The following is a 24,860-nucleotide window of genomic DNA, read 5'->3' as shown; positions in this document are numbered from 1 at the left end:
TCGTGCTGGTGGCCGTGCTGCTCATCGGCGCCAGCGGGCAGACGGACCAGCGCCGGTTGACCCCTGCCGAGGCCCTGGCATTGCCGGTGATCCCGGCCGGTCCCGGCACATCAGGGCTTGGCGCGATCGAAACGCGGATGCTCAAGGGCGACCCGCGTGCGCCCGGCCTCTATACCATCGCGATCCGCGTGCCGCCCAACACCCATATCGCCGCCCACACGCATCGCGACGATCGCACCGCCGTGGTGGCGCAGGGCGTATGGCATTTCGGCTACGGATCCACCGCCTCCCCGCGCGACTCCCGCGCGCTCGCTGCCGGCAGCTTCTACACGGAACCCGCCGGGGATGCGCATTTCGCCTGGACGGGCAAGGAAGGTGCTACGGTCTACATCACCGGGCTGGGCCCAACCGATACCCGTTATGTGAACGTGGCAGACGACCCGACACACCACCGCGACTGACGGCGATCAGGCGCGGCTACGCCCGACGGTCAACCCAGCATCACTCCGCCGCAGCCGCTTCCTCCACCTCACCCTCACCCGGCGCCGGCAGTTCCGCCGTCGGTGCCCGCGCGATCACGTCGACCGTGTCGATCGCGTCCAGCGCGCTGTTGCCGGTGTCCACGTTGAGCGCCTGGAAGCGCCGCGCGGAGACCATCACCCGGCCTTCGAAGCTCGCGACGAACTTGTTGTAATTCTCCACCGCGCTGTTCAGCCCGCCGCCGACGCGCTTAAGGTGGCCCGCCGCCGTCGCCAGCCGCTCATACAGTTCCTTGCCCAGCTTGCCGACTTCGCGGGCATCCTCGGTCAGCTTCTGCTGGCGCCACATCGACGCGACGGTGCGGGCGAGTGGGAGGAACGCCGAGGGGCCGGCGATGATCACCCGGTTGCGAGCCGCGCGCTCCCACAGCTCCATGTCCACTTCCAGCGCGCTCGACAGGAAATTGTCGCCGGGGATGTACATGATCACGAAATCGGGCGCCTTTTCGAACTGCGCCCAATAGGCCTTGCGCGACAGCGCGTCGGCATGGGTGCTCATCGCCTTGGCATGGGCCTTGAGCGCCGCGGTGCGCTCCTCGGCGCTGGTCGCCTCGGCGGCCTGGAGATAGCCGTCGAGCACGCACTTCACGTCGACGATCAGCTGCTGGTCGCCCGGCAGGCGGATGATGAAGTCCGGCCGCAGCATGCCGTCCTCGGTGGTGACAGAGACTTCGGCGGCGAAATCGACATGGCCGGAAAGCCCGGCGATCTCGATCAGGTTGCGGAACTGCTGCTCGCCCCAGCGGCCGCGCGTCTTGGGGGCGGCACGCAGGGCATTGACCAGCTTGGAGGTTTCCGCGCGGGTCTCGCCCAGCCCGGCCTGCACGGCGCTGATCGCCTCGCGCAGCTGGCCATAGCTGTCGTTCCGGTCCTTCTCGACGCGGTGCAGCCCTTCCTCATAGCGCTTGAGCGTGGTGTCGATCGGCTGGAGCAGCGTGCGCAGCCGCTCCTCGTTCTTCTCGCCCGCCTGGTGGAAGCGCGCCTCGGCACGCTCCAGGAAGGCGCGCTGCGTCTCGTCGAGCATCCTGGCGGCGGATTCGCGGAACTGGCCGGCCATCATCTCGCGCGCATTGACGAATTCGGTCAGCCGCTCCTCGAAGGCGCCGGCCTTGGCCTTGAGCTCGGCCAGCTCGATGCGGGCGGCGTCGCGCTCGTTGCGGAGCATCGCGGCCTCCTCGCGCAGGCGGGGGAGCTGGGCGACGCGTTCCTCGGCCATGGCGAGATCGGTGATCGCGGCCTTGAAATCGGCCTCGCGCCGGGCGCTCTCCGCCCGCGCCTCGCTCGTCCCGCGCGCGCCGATCAGCCAGCCGACCACCACGCCCCCAACCAGGGCAACCATCACGAAGGCAACAACGAACGGATCCAACACCATATCTCCCGGGGAACAGGACGCGAACTTACCCTTGGCGCGACGGGGCCGCAAGGGTGCGGGCGGTCGGTTGGCCGCGGGTTGCAGAGGGTTCGGTGAATAAGTGGCAGAGGATTGCGGCGCGAGCGTTACAAAGCCGTATCCTCCCCCCGCTTGGGGGAGGTGGCGCCGAAGGCGACGGAGGGGGAGGGCAGCGACCAACTGGCGGCAGGGGTTCCTCCCCCTTCCGTCAGGCTGCGCCTGCCACCTCCCCCTAACGGGGGAGGAAACACTTCAGGCCCAGCGCAACGCGCTAAATCAGGCCGCCTTGCGCGCCTTGTTGAGCTTCTTCAGCAGCATGTCGCGCTTGAGCCGCGAGAGATGGTCGAGGAACACGATGCCCTCCAGATGGTCCATCTCGTGCTGGATGCAGGTGGCGAGCAGGCCCTCGAACAGCTCGTCATGGGCTTCGCCTTTCTCGTCCAGCCAGGTCACCCGGCAGCGCGCGGGGCGCTCGACATCGGCGAACTGGTCGGGGACCGACAGGCAGCCCTCGGTGTAAACCGAGTATTCCTCGGCCGGCTCGTGGATCTCGGGGTTGATGAAGACGCGCGGGTGCCGGATCGGCTTGCCTTCCTCATCCTCTTCCTCCTGCAGGTCCATCACGATCAGCCGCTTGGGCACGCCCACCTGGATGGCGGCGAGGCCGATGCCCGGCGCATCGTACATCGTGTCGAACATGTCGCCGATCAGCGTGCGAACGTCGTCATCGACCGCCTCGACCGGGGTGGAGACGAGACGCAGACGCGGATCGGGTACTTCGACGATAGGGAGGATGGCCATCGCTCAAATTTAGGAGAGCAGCCCTCCAGCGTCAAGCAACCGGCCGGCGCGCGCGGAGCGCCTGGGCGAGCGTGCCCTCGTCGAGATAGTCCAGTTCGCCGCCCACCGGCAGGCCGTGCGCGAGCTGGGTGACGCGGATTGGGAAGGCCTCCAGCCGTTCGGAGACGTAATGCGCGGTGGTCTGGCCTTCGAGCGTGGCGTTCATCGCGAGGACGACCTCGTCGATGCCGCCCGCCCCCACCCGGCGGACCAGCGCGTCGATGCGCAGATCCTCGGGGCGCACCCCGTCGAGCGCGGAGAGCTTGCCGCCCAGCACATGGAAGCGGCCGGGGAACAGCCGCGCGCGGTCGAGCGCCCAGAGGTCGGCGACTTCCTCCACCACGCACAGCGACCGGTCGTCGCGGCGCGGGTCGGCGCAGATCGCGCAGGGGTCGTGCGTGTCGACATTGCCGCAGATATGGCACGTCGTGAGCTTCTGGCTGACCGCGCTCAGCGCCGCGAGCAGCGGGTCGAGCGTCGTTTCGCGCTTCTTGAGCAAATGGAGCACGGCCCGCCGCGCCGATCGCGGCCCGAAACCGGGCAGCCGCGACAGGGCCTGGGTCAGCGCTTCGATTTCGGGAGAGGCCATGTGCGACACATAGGGGCTTGCATGCGCGCCTGCCAAGCGGTTGAGGGGACACATGCGCATCCTCTTTATGGGAACTCCCGATTTCGCCGTGCCAGTGCTCGATGCCCTGGTCGAGGCCGGGCACGATATCGCCGCCGCCTACAGCCAGCCGCCCCGCCCCGGCGGCCGGCGCGGCAAGGCGCTGACCCCCTCCCCGGTCCATGCCCGCGCCGAAGCGCTGGGGATCGAAGTGCGAACGCCGCTCAGCCTCAAGGGCCCCGAGGAACAGGCGGCGCTGGCGGCGCTAGATGCCGATGTCGCGGTGGTCGCGGCATACGGGCTGATCCTGCCCAAGGCGGTGCTGGCGGCGCCGGGGCTGGGGTGCCTCAACGTCCATGGCTCGCTGCTGCCCCGCTGGCGCGGCGCGGCGCCGATCGAGCGGGCGATCCTCGCCGGCGATGCCGAGACCGGCGTCGGCATCATGCAGATGGAGATCGGGCTCGATACCGGCCCGGTACGCCTGGAGGGGCGCACGCCGATCGATCGCAAGACCGCGGGCGACCTGCGCGCCGAGCTGAGCGCGATGGGCGCGCGGCTGATGGTGGCCGTGCTCGCCGATTTCGACGCTTACCCTGCCGTGCCGCAGCCCGAGGAGGGCATCACCTACGCCTCCAAGATCGACAAGGCCGAGGCGCGGCTGGACTTCACCCGCAGCGCGGTCGAGGTCGAGCGTGCGGTACGCGCGTTCAACCCGGCACCGGGCGCGTTCTTCGAACTGAACGGCGAACGCTTCCGCGTCCATGCCGCCGATCTTGTCGACGCGCATGGCCCGGCAGGCACGGTGGGCGAAGACCTGCTGATCCATTGCGGCGAAGGCGCGATCCGACCGACCTCGATCCAGCGCGCCGGTCGCGGCGTGATGACCGTCGGCGAACTGCTGCGTGGCTTCCCCATCCCGGCGGGAACCCAGCTTTGACGCGCTTCGCGCTCACGGTGGAGTTCGACGGCCGCCCGTTCATGGGCTGGCAGCGACAGGATCACGGCCCGAGCGTGCAGCAGGCGATCGAGGATGCCGCTTATGCGGTGACCGGCGAAGATGTGGTGGTCCATGCGGCAGGTCGGACCGATGCGGGCGTGCACGGCCTCGGCATGCGCGCGCATCTCGACATCGCCAAGCCGATCGCCCCGTTCCGGCTGATGGAGGCGCTCAACGCCCGCATCCGGCCCAACCCGGTCGCAATCCTCGCGTGCGAGGAGGTTTCAGAGGATTGGCACGCACGATTTTCGTGTCTTAGCCGCCATTATGAATATCGGATGGTAACCCGGCGCGCGCCGCTCACTTGGGAAAAGGGGCTCGCCTGGCGCCTGTCCGGGCCGCTCGATGTGCCCGCGATGCAGGCGGCGGCGGCCTATCTGGTCGGCCGGCATGATTTCACCACCTTCCGCTCGGCACACTGTCAGGCCGAGAGCCCGGTGCGAACGCTCGACCGGCTGGATGTCGTGGAGACCGGCGAGCGGATCAGCGTGTTCGCCTCCGCCCGCTCCTTCCTGCACCACCAGGTGCGGTCGATGGTCGGCTGTCTGTCGCTGGTCGGCCAGGGCAAATGGGCGCCGGAGGATGTGCGCGAGGCGCTGGAGGCGCGCGACCGGACCGAACTGGGCCTGAATGCGCCACCCGACGGCCTATTTTTCCTTCAGGCAGAATATCCTAGCGCGTGAACTTCGCCGCAAGTTCGACATGGGTGGACCAACGGAACTGGCCCACCGGCTGCACCCAGTCGAGCCGATAGCCGCCCTTGGACAAGATCTCCGCATCGCGCGCGAAGGTACTGGGATTACAGGAAACATAGGCAAGGATCGGCGCCTTGGAGCCGGCAAGTTCCCCCACCTGCTCGCGCGCACCTGCCCGCGGCGGATCGAGCACTACCGCATCGAACCGGTCGAGTTCGGCGGTGGCGAGCGGACGGCGGAACAGGTCCCGATGATCGCCGAACACCTGGCGTCCCGCCGCCCCGGATGCCGTCTTGAGCGACAGGATCGCGTCGCGCGCCGCCTCGCCGGCATAGACTCGCGCCTTGTCCAGCGCGAAAGTGAAGGTGCCCAGCCCGGCGAACAAATCCGCAACCGTCCCCGCCCCGCCCACGATCTCGCGCACCGCCGCCACCAGCGCCGCTTCGCCCTCGGGCGTGGCCTGGAGGAAGCTGCCGCTCGGCAAGGGCACCGCGACGCCGCCCAGTGTGATCGTCACCGGCACCGGCTCCCAGCGCGCAGTGGGGCCGAAGCCTTCGTCTATCGCGAACCGCGCCAACGTTTCAGCTTCGGCAAAGGCGGTGATCGCCTCGGCTGCCTCGAGCCCCTGCGGGTCGATTCCCTCGACCAGCACGTCCCGGCCCTGATCGCTCAGCGCAAGATGCACGTTTACCCGCCGCGCATCGGGCAGCAACGTCGCGAACAGCCGGCGGAGCGGTGCCAGCAGCGCGAACAGCTCGGGTGCGAGGACATGGCATTCGGCGAGGTCGATCAGCTTGTGGCTGCCCGCCTCGGTAAAGCCGATCCGCACCTGCTTGCCGCGTCGCTCGGCATGCAGCGTCGCCCGGCGGCGCGTCCGCGGCGGCGAGAGCAAGGGCGTGCGGATCTCCGTCTCCAGTCCCTGCGCTGCCAGCGCGGTCCGCACGCGCTCGGCGAGGAAGTGGCTCCATGCTTCGTCGTCGAGATGCTGGAGCTGGCAGCCGCCGCAGACCGGGAAATGGCGGCAGGGCGGCGTCTGGTGGTGCGGGCCGAAGCGTATGGCGCCATCCTCGCCGACCCAGTCGCCGGGCGCAGTGAGCGGGAAATGCCGGCCGTCGCTGGTCACCCCATCGCCCCGCGCCGCGACGCGCACCACTTCCACTTCGCTCACAGACATTCCGAACACGCTTCCGCCAGTTGAGCGACGAGCTGATCGGCGAAAAAGGCGGGCCCTGCAAGCTGCGCCGCACGGCCGTGCAGCCACACCGCCGCCGCAGCCGGATCGACCCCGCTGCCGCCCTGCCCGATCTGCGCGCCGAGCACGCCGGCGAGGACGTCGCCGGTGCCGGCGGTCGACAGCCAGGGCGAGGCCCCCGCGAGCACGCGAACGCTGCCGTCCGGACCGGCGATCACCGTGTCGCCGCCCTTGTGGACCACGGTCGTGCCGCTGGCAGCCGCCGCCTGCAGCGTGCGATCGATCTTGCTGCCCGAGCCGCCGAACATCCGGTCGAACTCGCCGCCATGCGGGGTGATCCATACCGGCGCCTCACGCGCGGCGAGCGTCGCCGCCGCGGTGATGCCGAGCAGGCTCAGCGCGTCGCCGTCCAGCACCAGCGGCTTGTCGGCGGCGAGCCCCACCCGCAGGAATGCCTCGGCCCGGCGATCGCGACCGAGTCCCGGCCCCAGCACGATCGCGTCGATCCGGTCGCCGGCGAGAAAGTCGGCCAGATCATCGGCATCGTCGATCGTCCGGCGGACCAGCGCGTCGGGCGCCGGCCCCGCGGGCTCGGGCCCGGCGAGCATCACATAGCCCGCACCGCTCGCCATCGCCGCCCGCGCGGCCAAGCGCCCCGCGCCGGGCATTGCGCCTTCCACCACCGCGACCAGTCCGCGGCTATATTTGTGGCTCTGCGGACCCGGCGTTTCCAGCCGCGGCCGGGCGACGGTGTGCCAGGCACTGTCGACCGAGATACCGATATCGGCGAGCAACACATGGCCACAGCGCGACAGCCCCTCGCCGAGCATATGCGCCGGCTTGAGCGCGCCGAGCGCCACGGTGGCGCCCACCCCGCGCGGCGCGCCCAGCTCCTCGCCGCTGTCGGTGTCCATGCCCGAAGGCAGGTCGATCGCGAGCGTGAAATCCGCCCCACGCACCAGCTCGCTCAATACGGCAGCAGTGCTGCGCTCCAGCGGGCGGGTGAGCCCGATGCCGAACAGCCCGTCGATCACCACGGGCCGTGCCGGCGCGCCGTACAGCGAGGTCGTGGGCCCCTCCCAACGGGCATGCATACGTTCGGCAGCACCCTGCTTGGGCGCGCCCGAGGCCGCGACGAGCACGTCGAGGCCCCATTCGCGCAAATACCGAGCAACGACATAGGCATCACCGCCATTGTTGCCGGGGCCTGCGAGCACCAGCACTGGCCGACCCATCGCAAAGCGTACCGCCTCGCGGGCGATAGCGGCGCCGGCCCGCTCCATCAGTTCGTCCTGGGAAGTGCCGCGCGCGAACACCGCCTCTTCGGCGGCTCGCATCGCGTCGGCAGTGAGGATGGGGGCGCCGGGCGGGATCATGGTCCCGCTGTAACGCCCTTGCCCGCAAGACGATAGCGCATCCCGCCGATCGTCACCTCGATGGCGTTCACAAGGTGGGTCACGGTCGCCACCTCGGCACCGTCTGCCGCGGTGATCACATTGCCCTGGACCTGCAGCCGTCGGAAACCGCCATCCGGGTGATGCAGGATCAGCACCGCGCCGTCGCGCTCCACAGTGCAGACCGGCAGCAATGCCTCGTCGACCGGCCCGCACGCCACCGTCTCCCCCGCTTGCGCAGCGGGCTGCGACGCCGGATCGGCACCGCAGCCCGCCACAAGCAGCATCAGCGCGAAACTAGATGTCCGCGTAGACATGGCGCTCGGCCTTGGCGCCGGGGTGCGTCACCGCCCCCTGATAGGCTGGGCCGACATTCTGCGAGTAGCGATAGAGCGCGCCCGACTGATAGTCGTTCACCCGCGGCTGCCAGCGTGCGCGGCGCTCAGCCAGCACGTCCTCGGCAACGTCGAGGTCGATCGTGCCCGCCTCGGCGTCGATGCGGATGGTGTCGCCGTCCTCGACCAGCGCGATCGGGCCGCCCTCGGCTGCCTCGGGGCCGACATGGCCGATGCAGAAGCCGCGCGTGCCGCCCGAGAAGCGGCCGTCGGTGATCAGCGCGACCTTCTCGCCCATGCCGAGGCCGTAGAGCGCGGCGGTGGTCGACAGCATCTCGCGCATGCCGGGGCCGCCCTTCGGCCCTTCATAGCGGATGATGATGACTTCGCCCTCGTTGATCTGCCGGTTCTCGACCGCCTGGAAGGCATCCTCCTCACAGTCGAACACCCGCGCCGGGCCGGTGAACTGGAGCCGGTGCATGCCCGCGACCTTCACGATCGCGCCTTCGGGCGCCAGCGAGCCGCGCAGGCCGACGACGCCGCCCGTCGGGGTGATCGGCGTTTTCACGTCGTAGATCACCTTCTGGTCGGGGTTCCAGGTAACCTGGTCGATATTCTCGCCCAGCGTCTTGCCGGTCACCGTCATGCAGCTTCCGTCGAGCAGGCCATTGGTCAGCATCGTCTTCATCAGCATGTAGACGCCGCCAGCCGCGTGCATGTCTTTGGCGACATACTTCCCGCCGGGCTTGAGGTCTGCGATATAAGGCGTTGATTTGAAAGCCTCGGCAACGTCGTGCAGGTCGAACTCGATGCCCGCCTCGTTGGCCATCGCCGGCAGGTGCAGCGCCGCGTTGGTCGAACCACCGGTCGCCGCCACCACGCGGGCGGCGTTGATGAAGGCGGCGCGCGTCGCGATGTCGCGGGGGCGCAAGTTGATCTCGAGCAGGTTCATCACCTGATGCCCCGCCGCGATCGCGATCTCTTCACGACTCTTGTATGGAGCAGGCACCATGTTGCTGTTCGGCAAGGACAATCCCATCGCCTCGCCGACACAGGCCATGGTGTTGGCGGTGAACTGGCCGCCGCAGGCGCCATGGCCCGGACACGCGACCTTCTCGAGCGCGGTCAGGTCCTTGAGCGGGCAGTTACCGGCGGCGAACTTGCCCACCGCCTCGAACACGTCGACCACGGTGACGTCGCGGTCCTCGAACCGGCCCGGCAGGATCGAACCGCCATAGACGAAGATCGACGGGATGTTGAGGCGGAGCATCGCCATCATCATGCCGGGCAGCGACTTGTCGCAGCCGGCGAACGCAACCAGCGCGTCATAGCAATGCCCGCGCACGCTGAGCTCGACCGAATCCGCGATCACCTCGCGGCTGACCAGCGAGGACTTCATCCCCTGATGGCCCATGGCGATGCCGTCGGTCACCGTGATGGTGTTGAACCGGCGCGGCATGCCGCCATTGGCGATCACGCCCTGGCGCGCGGCGTCGGCCTGGAAATCGAGGGTGGTGTTGCACGGCGCGCTGTCGTTACCGGCGCTCGCCACGGCGACGAAGGGCTTGGCGATATCCTCCTCGGGAATCCCCATGGCATAGTAATAGCTGCGGTGCGGCGCGCGCTCGGGCCCCACGGAGACGTGGCGGCTGGGGAGCTTGGACTTGTCGAATCGGTTGGTCATGGCGCGCAAGCCTATGTCGCGGGAACACCCTTTGACGCAAGAGTGTTGCGCAGAAAAAGCGTAAGTTGCTGGAGATGCTCGGCCCATCGCTGGACGCCCGCCGTGTCGCGGATCAGGTCGTTGCGGATCTCGATCGCGATCGACGGGATGCCCCGCGCCTCGGCATGGCGGTTGAGCGTGGTGTTCACCAGCCGCCCCGAATAGGGCTCGTTGTCGCCGGTGACGCAGCCTTGCGCGCGGAGCCATTCCAGCGTGGGCCTGGCAGCGCGGGTGTCGCGATTGTAGAGGATCCCGATTTCCCAGGGGCGCGGCGTGCCGCCATGTTCGAGGCAGGGCGTGAAGCTGTGGATCGACAGGATCAGCGCGGGGCGCTGGCGGCGGACCTGGTCGCGCAGCACGCGGTGATAGGGCGCGTGGAAGCGGGCGATGCGCGCGGCGCGATCGGCGGTCTCGTTGCCGGGGATCGCATGGCCGTCGCTGCGATGGGGGATCAGGCCTATATGATCGGGCTCCCGGTGGAGGTCGATCACCAGCCGCGAGACGGTGGCGAGGATCGCCGGGGCGTCGAGCCGGGCGGCAAGCGCGCGGGTCACGTCGGCGGCGCCGATGTCGATGCCGATATGCAGGTCGAGCAGCGCCGGGTCGATGCCCAGATCGATGTCGGGCGGCACTGCGTTCGAGGCATGGTCGCACAGCAGCAGCACGTCCTGCGCGCCACCGGGCAGGATTTCCGCGACGCTCATGCGAACACCGGCCGCCGACGCGCGTGGAACGCGGCCAGCCCCTCGGCGAGCTCAGCACCACCGAACGCAGCCTCGAAGGCGGCGTCCAGGTCGGCCTCACTCGGATTGCGCAGGGCCCGCTTGAGCTGGCGGACGGCGGCGGGTGCGTTCTCCGCGATGCGCCGGGCCAAGTCGAGGGCGGCGGCACCGGCATCGGGCACGCGGCGCTCGACCAGACCGATCCGCGCGGCCGCATCGGCGTCGATCGCTTCACCGGTGAAGAGCAGTTCGCCCGCCCGCCCCTGCCCGACCTGCGCGGCCAGCCGGGCGACGTCCTCGCGGGGATAGCCGAGCCCGAGGCGGGCCGGCGTCACCGCGAACTGGGCGCCGTCCCCGCCAAGCCGAAGGTCCGCGGCGAGGATCAGCGCCACCGCCGCGCCGAAACAGCCGCCGTCGACCGCGGCGAGCACCGGCATCGGCAGCGCGGCCAGCGCCTCGATCCCCGCGCGCATCGCCAGGCGGAAGCGGGTGCGCGTGTGGGGATCGCTTTGCAGCTGCGGAAACTCGCCGATGTCGGCCCCGGCCGAGAAGATGCCCGCCATATCCGAGCGGAGGATCACCGCCCGGGCAGCCTCCAGGCCGGTGGTGGCGGTGGCGAGTTGCTCCCAGCCGGCGATCGGCACCGCATTGCGCGCCGATCCGCGTGCGAGCGCGATCGTGGCGATCGGCCCATCCCAACGAACTTCGATCATGGAGCGGCTGTGCCCGATCCGCGCGCCCAAGTCACGCGATGGCGCGCGGGGGGACTTCCCAGAGGGAAGCGCACCCGCGGGCCAAGGGCAGACGTTCGCGAGCGCGTCAGATCCGCCGCGCACAGCCTTGTCGTAAAACGGTAAAGATTCGCTTACCGGCTCAGCAAAGTCGGGTCGCGGCGAGCCACCATGCGGGCCGCTGCACGGCTGCCGCCGCCGCGTCCCGCGCCGCGTCGGTCTCGAACAGCGCGAAGCAGGTCGCGCCGGAACCGGACATGCGGGCGAGCAGCACGCCCGGCTGCACGGCAAGTGCCGCCAGCACCGCATCGATCGCAGGCGCGATGGCGCGCGCCGGCGGCTCGAGGTCGTTGCGCCCGGCCTGTGCAACGGCGAGCAAGTCGCCCGCGCCGATTGGGCCACGGTCCTCGCCATCCCACGCCTTGAACACCGCCGCCGTCGACACGCCAACGCCAGGGTTGATCAGCAAGGTCGGCGTGCCGGCCAGCCCCTCCAGCGGCGCCAGCTGCTCGCCGCGCCCCTGGCCCAGCGCCGTGCGGCCGAGCAGGCAGGCGGGCACGTCGGAGCCGAGCGCATCGGCAATCGCGAACAGCCGTGGGTCCGCGAGATCCACCCCGTGGAGCGCAGCCAGTGCACGGAGCGTCGCCGCCGCATCGGCGGAGCCGCCGCCGATGCCCGAGGCAACCGGCAAATGCTTTTCGAGCTCGATCGCGTGCGCGCCGCCGCCGAACGTCTCGCGGAACCGCACGGCCGCGCGGGTGACGAGGTTGTCCCCCTCGCCCGCCAGCACCGCCGCGAAGGGGCCGGTCAGCGTGAAGCTGTCGCTCGCCGCCGGCGTCACCCGTACGACATCGCCATGCTCGACAAAGGCGAACAGCGTCTCCAGCGCGTGATAGCCGTCGGGGCGGCGATGGCGGACGTGAAGCGCGAGGTTGAGCTTGGCGCGCGCGGGCTCGGTGACGGTGCGAGGATCTTGCATCGCCGCTGCCCCTAGCGCGATCAGGAGGCGGCCGTCAGCCCCTCTCGCAGCTTGCGCGCGATCCGCTCGGCATCGGCAGGCGCTGCATGAATCGCCGCCGCCCGCCAGGCATAGCGCGCCTCGAACCGGCGCCCGAGCCGCCAATAGGCATCGCCCAGATGCTCGTTGGCGGCCGTCGCGGCCGGGTCGCTGCGAGTCGCCGTTTCGAGCAAGGCCGCGCCGCGGGCGACCTCGCCCTGGCGGACATAGGCCCAGCCCAGCGCATTGGCGACCTCGGCATCCTCGGGCGCGATTTTGCGGGCGCGTTCGAGCAGCCGCAGCGCCTCGGCGCCGTCGCCGCCATGGGTGATCAGCGCGACGCCCAGCGTCCGCAGCATCTCGACGCGGTTGGGCGCGAGCTCTGCGGCCTTTCGCAGTTCGGGCAGCGCCTGGTCCCAGCGGCCCGCATTTTCGAGTGCCAACCCATAATCGAGGTGGAGGTCGGCACTGCCCTCGCCGCCGCGGCGCAACGCCTCGGCATAAACGCGGGCGGCAGCATCGTGGCGACCGGTATCGGTTAGCAGCTGGGCATAGCGCTCCACCTCCAGCGGGGTGGCGCTACGATCCTCGGCAAGCGCCTTGGCATCGGCGAGCGCGGCATCAGCGCGACCGGCATCGCGCAGCACGGCGACGCGGACGCCGGCGGCGCGACGGGCAAAGGGGCTGTCCTTGGGGACCGACGCCAGCGTCTGAAGCGCGAGGTCCGGGGCCCCGGCGCCGTTGATCGCATCGGCAAGCACGATGCGCGCCCGGGTCTCGCCGGGATCGAGGATCAGCGCGCAGCGGGCGAGCACGATGGTCAGCGTCGCCATCCGATCGCCGCCCAGGTCGCTCGCCATCGCGCGGAACATGCGCGAGAGGCCATAGGCGATCGTCACCGGCTGCGGCGCGCCGAGCGAGCGCGCGACCGCCTCCAGCTCCGGGCCACCACCGCCGAGCAGAAACCGCCCGCCCTCGCGGCCGCGCACCGTCGCCAGGTCGATCCGGGTGTCGGCATCCCCGTCGCTGACCAGCGTCGCCATCGACTCCAGCGCGGCGGAAGTATCCTTGCCCTGCGCCAGCAGCATCAGCGCGCGTTGCGGCGCCGCATAGCGGCGGCCGAGTGCGCCCAGATCCAGGCTGTCGATCACCGCGACGCCGTCCAGCCCGCGCGCCTGGGCGAGCCAGGCGGTGAAGATCGGCATCAGAAAGTCGAACGGGGTGCCCTTGAGCCGCTTGACCGCATCGGCAGCGCCGGGCTGGTTGCCGGCGGCAAGCGCCACCGCCATGTCGACCAGCGCGGTGTCGGGCGGCGCGACGCCCGCCTTCTCCATGACCGCCGCAGCGCGGGTGGCGAGCGCCATGTCGCCGACCATCAGGGCCTGGCGATAGGCGCGCAGGGCGATCACCGGATCGTCGGGGGTCGCCGCCAGCGCGCGGCCATAGCCTTGCGCGGCAACACCCGCCGCGCCCGCCGCATCGGCGGCACGGGCGCGGACATAGTCGGACAGGTCCGCGGTCTGCGCCGCCGCGGGCACCGCCAGCAGCAGCGCGAGCGCCGTGCTACATGTTCGGATAATTGGGGCCACCGCCGCCTTCTGGCACCACCCAGTTAATGTTTTGGGTGGGATCCTTGATGTCGCAGGTCTTGCAGTGCACGCAATTCTGCGCGTTGATCTGGAACCGCAGATCATCGCCTTCCCCTACGACCTCATACACACCCGCGGGACAATAACGCTGCGCAGGCTCGGCGTACATCGGCAGATTGTAGCCGATCGGAATATCCTTGTCCTTCAGCGTCAGATGGACCGGCTGGTCCTCCTCGTGATTGGTGTTCGAGACGAACACCGAGGACAGCCGGTCGAAGGTCAGCACGCCGTCGGGCTTGGGATAGTCGATCTTCGGCGCCTGGTCGGCACGCAGCAGTCCCTCGTTATCGGGCTTGTGCTTCATGGTGAGCGGCCAGCGGAGCCCCAGATGCTCGCTCCACATCGCAGCGCCTGCGAGCAGCGTGCCCCAGGTGTCGCCGAACTTCTTGACCAGCGGCGCCACGTTGCGGACGCCGCGCAGCTCCTTGTAGACCCAGCTCGCCTCATAGGATTCCGGATACGCCGTCAGTTCGTCGCTGGTGCGCCCCGCCTGGATCGCCGCGAAGGCCGCCTCGGCTGCCATCATCCCGCTCTTCATCGCGGTATGCGTGCCCTTGATCCGCGGCACGTTGAGGAAGCCGGCACTGTCGCCGATCAGCGCCAGGCCCGGCGCCACCAGCTTCGGCACCGACTGCCAGCCGCCGTCCGAAATCGCGCGCGCGCCATAGGAGACGCGCTTGGCGCCCTTGAGCAGCTCGGCGATCTCCGGATGCGTCTTCCAGCGCTGCATCTCCTGGAAGGGCGAGAGCCACGGATTCTTGTAGCCCAGCCACACGACGAAGCCGATCGCGACCTGGCCGTCGGCCTGGTGATAGATGAACCCGCCGCCGTTGCTCCCGTCGGTCAGCGGCCAGCCCTGGGTGTGGATCACCCGGCCCGGCACATGCTTGGCCGGATCGATGTCCCACAATTCCTTGATGCCGATGCCGTAGACCTGCGGCTGGCTCTCCGCGTCGAGGGCGAACTGGCGGATCATCTGCTTCGAGAGGTGTCCGCGGCAGCCTTCGGAGAGGAAGGTGTATTTGGCGTGGATCTCCAGGCCCGGCTGATAATCGGGCTTGTGCTCGCCGTCCCTGGCGACGCCCATGTCGCCGGTCGCGACGCCCTTCACGCTGCCGTCCTCGTTGTAGATCACTTCGGCGGCGGCGAAGCCGGGGAAGATCTCCACGCCCAGCTCGCCGGCCTTCTCCGCCATCCAGCGGCAGAGATTGCCCAGGCTGCCGGTATAGGTGCCCTTGTTGTGGAGATAGGGGGGCGTGAGGAGCTCCGGATAGGCGGACTTGCCCTTCTCGCTCAGTACCCAGTGATGGTTCTCGGTCACCGGCGTGCGCGCCAGCGGGCAGCCATCGTCGCGCCAGCTCGGGATCAGCTCGTCGAGCGACTTGGGGTCTACCACCGCACCAGAGAGGATGTGCGCACCGACCTCGGAGCCCTTCTCCAGCACGCACACCGAGAGCTCGGCACCCGCCTCGTTCGCCAGCTGCTTGAGCCGGATCGCAGCGGAAAGACCGGCAGGCCCCGCGCCGACGATCACGACGTCATAGGGCATCGACTCCCGTTCGCTCATCCTTGTTCCCCTAAGTCCTTCGTACTAACACGGCCCTCGCGGCCACCTGTCGTCGCGCCCGCGCAACGTTCCGTCTATCCGGCGATGAAGCCAGATTGACCTCGCCGTCAACTGGGATTCAAAGAATGGGTATGGGGGCAGAACCAGACAATAGCTGGCACAAGTCGCTCGCGAGCGCGCTCGAATGGTGGGATTCCGCCGGGGTCGACGTGCTCGTGGAAGACGACGTGCGCGACTGGTTCGCCAAGCCCGCGCCGCTCCGCGCCGAGCCGCAGCCCGAGCCTGCCGTAGCGGCGGCGCCCGCCGCACTCCCGCAGACTTTGCCCGAATTCCTCGCCTGGCGCACCGGCGACGCGGCGCCCGAAGCCGGCTGGCACAGCCCGCTGATTGCGCCGCCGATCGTCGAAAACCCGGCCTGGACGATTTTCGTCGACATGCCCGAGCCCGAGGACGGCGAAACGCTGTGGAGCGGCCCGGCCGGCGCCCTGCTCGACCGGATGCTGGCCGCTGTGGGTCTTACGCGCGACTCGGTGCAGCTGGTTCCGCTCTGCTTCGCGCGTCCCGCCACCGGCCAGGTGCCCGCCGATGCCGCGCCGAAGCTGGTCGAGCTCGCCACCCATTTCCTGTCGTTCGTGCAGCCGCAGAAGCTGCTGCTGCTCGGCCATGCGGCGACCCGTGCGGTTCTCGGGGCGGAAGCCTGGCCGCCGGAACTTCGTTTGCACGACGTTAACCGCTACCAAGCCAATACCCAGGTGGTGGCGACCTACCATCCGCGCTCGCTGATCGAGCGCCCGGCCGCCAAGAGCGAAACCTGGAAACATCTGTTGCTGCTGAGCCGGGGACCGAGCCTTTGACCTTGCGCATCCTGCTTGCCGCCACGCTGATGACGGCGCCGATCGCCACGCCGGCCCTGGCCGCGTTGCCCGACGACACCAGCCCCGCGGTCATCGACGAGGACGCCCCAACGCCCGCCGCCACCAAGCACAAGGGCGACGGCATCCCGCCGCAGCTCGACGCCGACCAGCGCGCCGATTATCGCTTCGTCTTCGACGCCATCCGCAACGGCCGCTGGGCGGACGCGCAGATCAAGCTCGACTCGATGAAGCCGGGCCCGCTCCACGCGATCGCCCGCGCCCAGCTCTACACCGCCAAGGGCTCGCCCCGCGTCGAGGCCGACCAGTTGGTCGCGCTGATCACCGAGGCGCCGGAGCTGCCCCAGGCCGAACAGCTCGTCCGCCTCGCCAAGACCCGCGGGGTCAGCGACCTGCCCACGCTGCCGGTCGCCCAGCGGCTGATCTGGTTCGACGGCGCGCCGATCCGCAAGCGCGCCCGCTCGGTCCGCAGCGACAATGCCGCGACCGAAGTCGCGATCCTGATGGCGCCCTATGTGAAGACCGACAACGGCCCCGCCGCCGAGGCGGTGGTCGCGCGCTTCGCCAATGATCTGACGCCCGAGGCGCTGACCGAATGGCAGCAGAAGGTCGCCTGGATCTATTATGTCGCCGGGGACGACGCCAATGCCCGCCGCATGGCCGCCAAGGCCGAGCAGGGTCTGGGCGAATGGGCCGCGCAGGCCGACTGGGCCGATGGCCTCGCCGCCTGGCGCCAGCAGGATTGCGCAGGCGCCACCGCCGCCTTCGAGCGCGTCGCCACTCGCGCTGGCGATACCGAGCTGCGCGCCGCCGGCCTGTTCTGGGGCTCGCGCGCCGAGATGGCGTGCAGCCGCCCCGATCGCGTCGCCGCCAAGCTGCGCGCCGCCAGCCAATATGGCGAAACCTTCTACGGCCTGCTCGCGCGCTCCAGCCTCGGCCTCGAGGAACAGCGGCTCGAAGGCGACCGGATGGTCAGCAAGGACTGGACCGCGCTCGAGCGCCGGCCGAACGTCCGCGTCGCCGCCGCGCTGTCGGAGATCGGCGAAACTTCGCTCGCCGACCAGGTGCTGCGCCACCAGGCCAAGTTCTGCACCCCCGACGATCACGGTGCGCTCACCCGCCTCGCCGCCGAGCTGAGCCTGCCCCAGACCGAGCTGTGGCTCGCGCATAACGGCCCGGCGGGCGCCAAGCCGATCGTCGAGGCCCGCTATCCGGTGCCGAACTGGTCGCCCGACGGCGGCTGGCGGGTCGACCGTTCGCTGGTGTTCGCGCACACGCTGCAGGAGTCGAGCTTCCGCACCGAGGTGCGCAGCGCCGCGGGCGCAATGGGGCTGATGCAGGTGAAGACGGGCGCCGCGATCGACGTAGGCCGCCGGCGCGGTGTGACCTATGCCGCCAGCGACCTGACCAAGCCGTCAGTCAACATGGAGATCGGCCAGTCCTATCTCGAGCAGCTGCGCGACATGCCGCAGACCCAGGGCCTGCTCCCCAAGGTGATCGCGGCGTACAATGCCGGCCCGAGCCCGGTCGACGCCTGGAACCAGGCCTCGCGCGACGGCGGCGATCCGCTCCTCTATATCGAGAGCATCCCGTACTGGGAGACGCGCGGCTATGTCGTGACGGTGCTGCGCAACTACTGGATGTACGAGCTGCACGACGGCAAGCCCTCGCCGAGCCGCGTGGCGCTCGCCGGCGGCATGTGGCCGCGCTTCCCCGGCATGGCGGGCGCCAAGGCGGTCAAGCTCAAGACCCAGCGCGCGCCCACGCTTACCTTCCCGGCGCCGCAGCCGGTGGAGCCCGCGCCGATCCAACAGCAGTTCCAGCTGCCGGCCACGGGTACCGCGGTGACGATAAGCGCCGCCAAGCTGCCGAGCGAGGTCGCGCGTGGCAACTGACGAGAGCATCGCCTTCCGCCCCGTCCGCATCGCCGTCCTCACCGTCTCCGACACCCGCACGCTGGCCGAAGATCGCTCGGGCGACCGGCTCGTCGAGCGGCTGACCGAGGCGGGTCATCTGCTCAGCGACCGCGCGATCCTGCGCGACGATGTCGATGCGATCGCGGCGCAGTTCGAGGCGTGGATCGCCGCACCCGGCGTCGAGGTGATCCTCGCCACCGGCGGCACCGGCGTCACCGGCCGCGACGTGACGCCCGAGGCGCTCGCCCGGGTGTGGGACAAGGAGATCCCGGGCTTCGGCGAGCTGTTCCGCTGGCTGAGCTACGCCAAGATCGGCACCTCGACGATCCAGTCGCGCGCCACCGCCGGGGTCGCCCGTGGCACCTATATCTTCGCGCTGCCGGGCTCGACCGGCGCGGTCACCGACGCCTGGGACGGCATCCTCGCCACCCAGCTCGACATCCGCCACAAGCCCTGCAACTTCGTCGAGCTGATGGGGCGGCTGCAGGAGCGATAAGCCGCTCCCCCGCCCCTGCGCTTACCGTGCCCCTGCGAAAGCAGGGGCCCAGGGTTGGAGAGGACATCGCTTGTGGCCCTGGGCCCCTGCTTTCGCAGGGGCACGAAAACCAAAGCGCGCGCTTCAGTCCTCCATCACCCAAGCCGCCAGCTCATGCCCCTGCGGATCGCGAAAATGGAACCGCCGCCCGCCGGGAAAGCTGAAGATCGGCACCGTCACGACTCCGCCCGCCGCTTCCACCGCCGCCAGCGTTGCCTCCAGATCGTCGACCGCGATCACCGGCAGCAGCTGTATCCGCCCCTGCGCATCGCCGTCGATCCCGACATCGGTATCCCCGCTCATCGTCGCGGCATAGCTCGGTCCGAAATCGGTGAACTGCCAGTCGAACACCGCGCCATAGAAGCCCTTGAGCGCCCCCACATCGCCGGCGGGCAGTTCGAGATAATTCAGTCGCGCCATCATCCATTCCCCTCAATGTTCTTGCTTTGTTCTAACGGACAGCCTAGCATCACGCAATGGCAAAGAGTCGCCCCGTCCGCGGTGCCACGTTCAACGACGCGAGCGCGCGCTTCAACCTCCCCGCTCGCGAGGCCGACGGCGACTGGCTCGACGCGCAGGAAACCATCGACGGTGCCCCGCCGCCGCTTCGCACCACGGTGACGGTCGAGACGCCGCGCACGATCATCAGCCGCAACCAGTCGCCCGATATCAGCTTCGAGCAATCGGTGAACCCGTATCGCGGCTGCGAGCATGGCTGCATCTATTGCTTCGCCCGCCCGAGCCACGCCTATCTAGACCTCTCGCCCGGCCTGGATTTCGAGAGCAAATTGTTCGTGAAACCGACCGCACCCGCGCTCCTCCGTGCCGAACTCGGCAAGCGCGGCTATGTCTGCAAGCCGATCGCCTTCGGCACCAACACCGATCCCTATCAGCCGATCGAATCGACCTGGCGGATCACCCGTGGTTGCCTCGAACTGCTCGCCGAGTGCCGCCACCCGGTGACGATCACCACCAAGTCCAACCGCGTGGTGAAGGACCTCGACCTGCTGGCGCCGATGGCGGCGCAGGGGCTGGCGGCGGTGATGCTGTCGGTCACCTCGCTCGACCCGAAGATCGCGATGACAATCGAGCCCCGCGCCCCCCATCCCGAACGCCGACTGGCGGCGATCCGCGCGCTCACCGACGCGGGCGTGCCGGTGTTCGTTTCGATGTCGCCGGTGATCCCGCACGTCACCGACCACGAGATGGAGCATATCCTTGAGCGCGCGGCGGAAGCGGGCGCACGCGGCGCTTTCTTCCTGCCGGTGCGGCTACCCTGGGAAGTCGCCCCACTGTTCCGCGCCTGGCTCGACGCGCATTTCCCCGATCGCGCGGGCAAGGTGATGGCGACGATCCAGTCGATCCGCAGCGGCAAGGACAATGATCCCGGCTTCTTCACCCGGATGCGCGGCCAGGGTCCCTGGGCCGAACTGCTGCGCACGCGCTTCAATCGCGCCGTAAAGCGCTACGGTCTCGACGGTGAGCGGATGCGGCTCCGCACCGACCTGTTCCGCCCACCCGCCGGGCCACAGGGGGAGCTGTTCTAGCGGGCCGCCCGCAGAGATGCCTCAGCCGGTCGCGCCGAACCAGCGCCGGATAGTCTTTCTCCAGCGATCCAGCAGCGTCTCGCGGCGGCAATGGCCACACGCCGCACGCACAGCGGCAACGCGATCGTCCGGGTCGCCCGATCCGGGATCGGCCGAAAAATAGCGCGGATATTTGTCAGCGACGTGGTGGAAGTCGGCCGCATCCGCAGGCGTCTGGCCGGCCTTGACCGTAACGTTGGGCCAGATCTCGGAATAGGTGGCGTTGACTTCCAGCCAGGGCGCCGTCCGGGGCTCGGTGTCGAACACGATCGCGTCGATCGGACAGGCCTCGATGCAACAGTCGCAATCCACGCACTCGCGCGGGTTGATCACCAGCATCGTCTCGCCTTCATAGAAGGCGTCGACGGGGCAGACTTCCACGCAATCCATGTGCTTGCACTTGATGCAGGCGTCCGTGATCACCCCGGTCATGCTGCAACCGCCCCTCTATCCGGCCAAGGCCGAGGAGGTTGCACCATGCCCGGCAGGTTCGGCAAGCAGCCCCGGCTAGCGCAGCAGCGCGAGCGGCACGGCCTCCGCCATCGCGGCATAGCCCGCGACCGAGGGATGCAGCCCGTCGCCGCTGTCATAGTCCTTGCGCAACCGCTTGGGGGCGGCCGGATCGCGCATCGCCGCGTCGAAGTCGATCACCGCGTCGAAATTGCCGGGCGTGCGGATCCAGCGATTGACCGCCTGGCGATCGGCCTCGTTCTGCGCGTCGGGATGGTAATATCCCGAGCCCGCATAGGGCATGATCGTCGCGCCGATCGCCTTGATCCCACGAGCGTGCGCGCGGGCAACGATCTGGCGATAGGCGTCGATCATTCGCGAGACCAATGCCGTGTGGGCCGCTGCCGGCACCGGCGCCTCGCGGGTGAGCGTGCCGAGATCGTTCACCCCCTCCAGCACGATAAGGTGCGTCACGCCCGGCTGGCCGATCACGTCATGATCGAACCGGGCGAGTGCGTTCGGGCCCAGCCCGTCATTGAGCAGCCGGTTGCCGCCGATCCCGGCGTTGAGCACTGCGACCTCGCCCATCCCCGGCGCGGCACGCAGCCGGCGCTGGAGCGCGTCGGTCCAGCGGGCATTGGTGTTGGGCTTCACGCCGTAGCCGTCGGTGATCGAGTCCCCGAACGCCACGATCGCGCGCGCCTTGGGCGCCACCGCCTCGATGCCCGCGATCTGGAACCAGTGATCGACCGTCTTGGCGCCCGCGAGATCCGGATCGGCGCTGTGATTGCCATGGACGAGATAGGAGGTCGCGCGCGATCCCGGATGCCCGGTCTGCTGCGCGGGCGGGTTGGCGACATAGAGCGAGATGGCGAGATCGGTGCCGCCCGTGCCCTTCAGCTCGACGGGGTCGCTCCAATAATCGGCACCCGCCGGGATGGTCACCGCCGTCGCGCCGCCGAAGCGCAAGGGGCGCAGCGTGGCAGCGTCGATCTTCGGGCTCGCGACGTCCACGGCGCGGGCGATGGTCGCGCCGTCGATGGTCAACGGCGCGCTGCCGAAGCGGTTGGTGAGGCGCACGCGCAGCCGCGTCGCAGGGCCCTGGAGACGAACGATCTGGCGCAGCGTCGCATCGGTGAGATCGGCGGCGGGCAAGGCATTCTGCGAGTCGAGCGCCAGCTGCGAGGTCCACCAGGCCGTCGTCCAGCGATCCCCCGGCGCGGCCTGCGCGGTTGCCGCCGCCAGCAGCCCCACCGCGACCCAGCGCAGCATCTTCGCCATACACCCTCTCCTGTAACGCATTGATAGCGGTACCATAGTCCGGAACGGAGACAGGACAAGCCTCTCGGGCGTGCCGCTGTGCTATTGCGGCAACCCAGCGGCAGACCTAAGCAGTTGCCTTCTTCGACCAAGGAACCTCGATGCGCGCGCTTCTCTTCGCTTCCTCTGCCCTGCTGCTGCCCGTCGCCGCCCTCGCCCAGACACCTGCCCAGCCGACCGGCAAGCTGCCCGATGCCGCGACGCCGATCGCCTATCGCCTCGATTTCACCATCCTGCCCGAGAAGGATCGCTTCAACGGCCATACCGAGATCGACATCGACCTGAAGGCGCCGGCGCAGACGATCTGGATGCACGGCCGCGACCTGCACGTCGCAAAGGCGATCGCGCGCATCGGCGGCAAGTCAGTGACCGCCACCTTCACCCAGAAGAGCGCCTCGGGGCTCGCCCAGCTCGACTTCGGCAAGACGCTGCCCGCCGGCCGCGTGACGCTGGTGTTCGACTATGACGCCGCGTTCGGCACCGGCACCCAGGGGCTCTACCATGTGAAGGTCGACGACGCCTGGTACAGCTGGACCCAGTTCGAATCGATCGAGGCGCGCGCCGCCTTCCCGTCCTTCGACCAGCCCGGCTACAAGACGCCGTTCACCGTCTCGATCACCACCAAGCCCGGCTTCACCGCGGTCAGCAACGCGCCCGAGGCGAGCCGCCGCAAGGCGGGCGCGCTGGTCCGCCACCAGTTCGCAGCCACCAAGCCGCTGCCGACCTATCTCGTCGCGCTGGTCACCGGCCCCTTCGCTACCGCCGCGACGATGATCCCGCCGACGCCGCAGCGCAGCACGCCGATGCCGCTGGGCGTCGTCGGCACCAAGCCCAATGCCGGGCAGCTCGCCTTTGCGCGCGACGAATCGGGCAAGATCGTCTCGCTGCTCGAGAATTATTTCGGCCAGCCCTTCCCCTTCCCCAAGCTCGACCAGATCGGCTCGCCGATCATGCCTGGCGCGATGGAGAATGCCGGCGCCGACATCTATGGCGACGGCATCCTGTTCCTCGACGAAAAGGCCTCGAGCGAGCGCAAGCAGGCGTTCGGCATGGTCGTCGCGCACGAGCTGGCGCACCAGTGGTTCGGCGATCTCGTCACGCCGGCCTGGTGGGACGACATCTGGCTGAACGAGAGCTTCGCCAACTGGATGGGCTATCGCATCGGCAACGAATGGCGCCCGGGCCTGCAGATCGAACTCAACGCGATCGAGGAAGGCTTCGACGCGATGGACCTCGACGCGCTTGCCGCCGGCCGCCCGATCCACCAGCCGATCCCCAATGACGGCGATATCGACGCGGCATTCGATCAGATCACCTATGGCAAGGGCGGCCAGGTCGTCGCGATGATCGCCGCCTATATGGGCGACGAGGCCTTCCGCGAGGGCGTGCGGCTGCACATGAAGCGCCATGCGTACGGCAATGCCAGCACCGACCAGTTCTTCGCCTCGCTCGCCGATGCCGCGCATGATCCGCGCGTGCTGGCCTCGCTCAAGAGCTTCGTCGACCAGCAGGGCGTGCCGCTGGTGACGCTGCACCGCGAGGGCGGCACGCTCACCGGCACCCAGTCGCGCTACGGCTTCTTCGGCGCCAACCTGCCCGCCGAGCAGTGGATCGTCCCGCTGTGCGTCCGCCAGGGCGACACCAAGAATTGCACCCTGCTCGACAAGCCGAGCATGACCGTCTCGGCCAAGGGCAGCGGCGCGCTGGTGCCCAATGCCGGCGGCTGGGGCTATTATCGCTTCGAGCTCGATCCGGCCGACTGGGACGCGCTGATCGCCGCCACCCCCAGCCTGCCCGCCGCCGAGGTGCTCGCCATCGACGACAGCGCCTGGGCCAGCTTCTACGCCGGTCGCAGCCCGGTGACGCGCACCATCGCCCTCACCCGCGCCACCGCCAAGCACCCGTCGACCAAGATCGTCTTCGAGAACGCCCATAGCCTGCGCGACCTGGAGAAGCGCGGGCTGATCACGGCGGACGCCCTGCCCGCCTATCGCAAGCTGTTCGTCGAGCTGTACGGCCCGATGCTGACCAAGATCGGCTTCGATCCGACGACCGGCGCCTATGCCAAGGAAGAGGCCGACCAGCGCGAGCTGCGCAAGGACCTGGTGGGCCTGGTCGCCGTCACCGGCCATGATGCGGCACTCCGCAGCAAGCTGATGACCGCGTTCGACGCGTTTGTGGCGGGTGACGACAAGGCGCTCGACCCTGCCTGGCGCGGGGTCGCGGCGGGCATCGCGCTCAACGAGCGGGGCGTGCCGTTTGCGCAGACGCTGCTCACCCAGAGCGTCGGCAAGCCCGCGCTGTTCCAGGCGCTCGGCCAAGGGGTGACCGCGTCGAACAGTCCGGACATCGCCCGCTGGTTCCTCAACGACTTCCAGGATCCGCGCGTCGATGCCCGCCAGCGGCTGTTCACCGTCGCCGGCTTCCTCCGCTCGCCCTATACCCGAGACCTTGCCAGCGATTTCATGATCGCGCATTTCGACGAGTTCGTGAAGAATGGCGGCGGCGGCGGGGTGTTCTCGGGCCGGGCCGCGCAGATGTTCGGCGCGCTGTGCTCGAACGCGCAGGCCGATGCGGTCGACGCCAAGCTGCGCCCGACCACCAAGGGCAGCACGCTCAACCTCGACCGCGCGATCGAGACGATCCGCACCTGCGCCCGCTTCCGCGATGCCAAGGCGGGCGAAGTGAGCGCGGCGATCATGGCTGGGAAGTAAGCATCAGAGGGAGGGCCCACTTCCCCCTCCATTCATCGTCATTCCGGCGAAAGCCGGAATCCATTGGGGTCTCCGTACAGGTTCTTTCT

General features: G+C 69.3%; 22 protein-coding genes and 1 pseudogene. 8 read left to right on the top strand and 15 right to left on the bottom strand.

Features of this window, described 5'->3' with window-relative positions; translation table 11 throughout:
- The first annotated feature begins 8 nt into the window (after positions 1-8).
- Entirely contained in the window at positions 9-461 is a 453-nt protein-coding gene (locus tag ABIC65_RS02255) for a cupin domain-containing protein (RefSeq protein ID WP_354306556.1), read from the top strand.
- Positions 462-501: 40 nt separating this feature from the next.
- On the opposite strand, the gene ABIC65_RS02250 is transcribed toward ABIC65_RS02255, so the two are convergent.
- The 3 genes from ABIC65_RS02250 to recR all read right to left on the bottom strand — a co-directional run bounded on the left by ABIC65_RS02250 (position 502) and on the right by recR (position 3,358).
- Complete coding sequence (locus ABIC65_RS02250; RefSeq protein WP_436286691.1) at positions 502-1,905, bottom strand: DNA recombination protein RmuC; 1,404 nt, start codon at positions 1,903-1,905, stop codon at positions 502-504.
- A gap of 300 nt (positions 1,906-2,205) precedes the next feature.
- Positions 2,206-2,730: a peptide deformylase gene (gene def / locus ABIC65_RS02245; RefSeq protein ID WP_333571874.1), complete on the bottom strand. Its 525-nt coding sequence runs from the start codon at positions 2,728-2,730 to the stop codon at positions 2,206-2,208.
- A gap of 31 nt (positions 2,731-2,761) precedes the next feature.
- Entirely contained in the window at positions 2,762-3,358 is a 597-nt protein-coding gene (recR, locus tag ABIC65_RS02240) for a recombination mediator RecR (protein ID WP_064312102.1), read from the bottom strand.
- Between the two features lie 52 nt (positions 3,359-3,410).
- On the opposite strand from recR, the gene fmt reads away from it, so the two are divergent.
- Together fmt and truA are read left to right on the top strand one after the other, a co-directional pair.
- A complete protein-coding gene (gene fmt / locus ABIC65_RS02235; protein WP_354306554.1) occupies positions 3,411-4,313 on the top strand; it encodes a methionyl-tRNA formyltransferase in 903 nt (300 codons plus the stop codon).
- Positions 4,310-5,056, top strand: coding sequence for a tRNA pseudouridine(38-40) synthase TruA (truA, locus tag ABIC65_RS02230; RefSeq protein WP_354306553.1), 747 nt, complete (start codon positions 4,310-4,312; stop codon positions 5,054-5,056). The genes fmt and truA overlap by 4 nt, the downstream gene beginning before the upstream one ends.
- Here truA and ABIC65_RS02225 read toward each other — a convergent pair.
- The 9 genes from ABIC65_RS02225 to ABIC65_RS02185 form a co-directional block, all read right to left on the bottom strand.
- Complete coding sequence (locus tag ABIC65_RS02225; protein ID WP_354307760.1) at positions 5,046-6,236, bottom strand: class I SAM-dependent RNA methyltransferase; 1,191 nt, start codon at positions 6,234-6,236, stop codon at positions 5,046-5,048. The two genes, truA and ABIC65_RS02225, sit on opposite strands and share 11 nt — an antisense overlap.
- Complete coding sequence (locus tag ABIC65_RS02220) at positions 6,233-7,636, bottom strand: NAD(P)H-hydrate dehydratase (RefSeq protein ID WP_354306552.1); 1,404 nt, start codon at positions 7,634-7,636, stop codon at positions 6,233-6,235. Before ABIC65_RS02220 ends, ABIC65_RS02225 begins: the two co-directional genes overlap by 4 nt.
- On the bottom strand, positions 7,633-7,941 hold the full coding sequence (locus tag ABIC65_RS02215; RefSeq protein WP_354306551.1) for a hypothetical protein: 309 nt from the start codon (positions 7,939-7,941) through the stop codon (positions 7,633-7,635). Before ABIC65_RS02215 ends, ABIC65_RS02220 begins: the two co-directional genes overlap by 4 nt.
- Positions 7,942-7,951: 10 nt before the next feature.
- Complete coding sequence (ilvD, locus tag ABIC65_RS02210) at positions 7,952-9,673, bottom strand: dihydroxy-acid dehydratase (protein ID WP_354306550.1); 1,722 nt, start codon at positions 9,671-9,673, stop codon at positions 7,952-7,954.
- 11 nt (positions 9,674-9,684) lie between these two features.
- Positions 9,685-10,416, bottom strand: a complete 732-nt coding sequence (locus tag ABIC65_RS02205; RefSeq protein WP_354306549.1) for an N-formylglutamate amidohydrolase — start codon at positions 10,414-10,416, stop codon at positions 9,685-9,687.
- The gene (locus tag ABIC65_RS02200; protein WP_354306548.1) at positions 10,413-11,147 is read right to left on the bottom strand and encodes an enoyl-CoA hydratase/isomerase family protein; all 735 of its coding nucleotides are present in this window, start codon (positions 11,145-11,147) and stop codon (positions 10,413-10,415) included. Before ABIC65_RS02200 ends, ABIC65_RS02205 begins: the two co-directional genes overlap by 4 nt.
- Positions 11,148-11,307: 160 nt before the next feature.
- Positions 11,308-12,144 carry a 4-(cytidine 5'-diphospho)-2-C-methyl-D-erythritol kinase gene (locus ABIC65_RS02195; RefSeq protein WP_354306547.1) on the bottom strand — a complete coding sequence of 279 codons (837 nt, stop codon included), beginning with the start codon at positions 12,142-12,144 and terminating at the stop codon, positions 11,308-11,310.
- Positions 12,145-12,164: 20 nt separating this feature from the next.
- Complete coding sequence (locus tag ABIC65_RS02190) at positions 12,165-13,751, bottom strand: tetratricopeptide repeat protein (protein ID WP_354306546.1); 1,587 nt, start codon at positions 13,749-13,751, stop codon at positions 12,165-12,167.
- Positions 13,726-15,378: an electron transfer flavoprotein-ubiquinone oxidoreductase gene (locus tag ABIC65_RS02185; protein WP_354306545.1), complete on the bottom strand. Its 1,653-nt coding sequence runs from the start codon at positions 15,376-15,378 to the stop codon at positions 13,726-13,728. The genes ABIC65_RS02190 and ABIC65_RS02185 overlap by 26 nt, the downstream gene beginning before the upstream one ends.
- 125 nt (positions 15,379-15,503) lie before the next feature.
- Between ABIC65_RS02185 and ABIC65_RS02180 the strand changes: the two genes are divergently transcribed.
- Genes ABIC65_RS02180 through moaB form a run of 3 tightly spaced genes read left to right on the top strand, consistent with a single transcriptional unit; the run spans position 15,504 to position 18,662 of the window.
- Positions 15,504-16,232 carry a uracil-DNA glycosylase family protein gene (locus ABIC65_RS02180; protein WP_354306544.1) on the top strand — a complete coding sequence of 243 codons (729 nt, stop codon included), beginning with the start codon at positions 15,504-15,506 and terminating at the stop codon, positions 16,230-16,232.
- Positions 16,229-18,145 (top strand): lytic transglycosylase domain-containing protein, encoded by a 1,917-nt coding sequence (locus ABIC65_RS02175; protein WP_354306543.1) that lies wholly within the window; start codon positions 16,229-16,231, stop codon positions 18,143-18,145. Before ABIC65_RS02180 ends, ABIC65_RS02175 begins: the two co-directional genes overlap by 4 nt.
- On the top strand, positions 18,135-18,662 hold the full coding sequence (gene moaB, locus ABIC65_RS02170) for a molybdenum cofactor biosynthesis protein B (RefSeq protein WP_354306542.1): 528 nt from the start codon (positions 18,135-18,137) through the stop codon (positions 18,660-18,662). Before ABIC65_RS02175 ends, moaB begins: the two co-directional genes overlap by 11 nt.
- A gap of 123 nt (positions 18,663-18,785) precedes the next feature.
- Here the strand turns inward: moaB and ABIC65_RS02165 are convergent, their stop codons facing one another.
- Complete coding sequence (locus ABIC65_RS02165) at positions 18,786-19,121, bottom strand: VOC family protein (RefSeq protein ID WP_354307759.1); 336 nt, start codon at positions 19,119-19,121, stop codon at positions 18,786-18,788.
- A gap of 56 nt (positions 19,122-19,177) precedes the next feature.
- Between ABIC65_RS02165 and ABIC65_RS02160 the strand changes: the two genes are divergently transcribed.
- Positions 19,178-20,248 carry a PA0069 family radical SAM protein gene (locus tag ABIC65_RS02160; RefSeq protein ID WP_354306541.1) on the top strand — a complete coding sequence of 357 codons (1,071 nt, stop codon included), beginning with the start codon at positions 19,178-19,180 and terminating at the stop codon, positions 20,246-20,248.
- Positions 20,249-20,380: 132 nt separating this feature from the next.
- On the opposite strand, the pseudogene ABIC65_RS02155 reads toward ABIC65_RS02160, so the two are convergent.
- A pseudogene (locus ABIC65_RS02155) lies at positions 20,381-20,719 on the bottom strand (DUF3470 domain-containing protein); the annotation flags it as partial.
- A gap of 75 nt (positions 20,720-20,794) precedes the next feature.
- The gene (locus tag ABIC65_RS02150; RefSeq protein ID WP_354306540.1) at positions 20,795-22,018 is read right to left on the bottom strand and encodes an SGNH/GDSL hydrolase family protein; all 1,224 of its coding nucleotides are present in this window, start codon (positions 22,016-22,018) and stop codon (positions 20,795-20,797) included.
- Between the two features lie 140 nt (positions 22,019-22,158).
- Between ABIC65_RS02150 and ABIC65_RS02145 the strand changes: the two genes are divergently transcribed.
- Entirely contained in the window at positions 22,159-24,771 is a 2,613-nt protein-coding gene (locus ABIC65_RS02145; protein ID WP_354306539.1) for a M1 family metallopeptidase, read from the top strand.
- The last annotated feature ends 89 nt before the right edge of the window (positions 24,772-24,860 follow it).

It is taken from the genome of Sphingomonas trueperi (genome assembly GCF_040545665.1).
Classification (GTDB): Bacteria; Pseudomonadota; Alphaproteobacteria; order Sphingomonadales; family Sphingomonadaceae; genus Sphingomonas; species Sphingomonas trueperi_B.
Note: the sequence above shows the minus strand (reverse complement) of the source record. Positions and strands in the feature narration are given on the sequence as shown.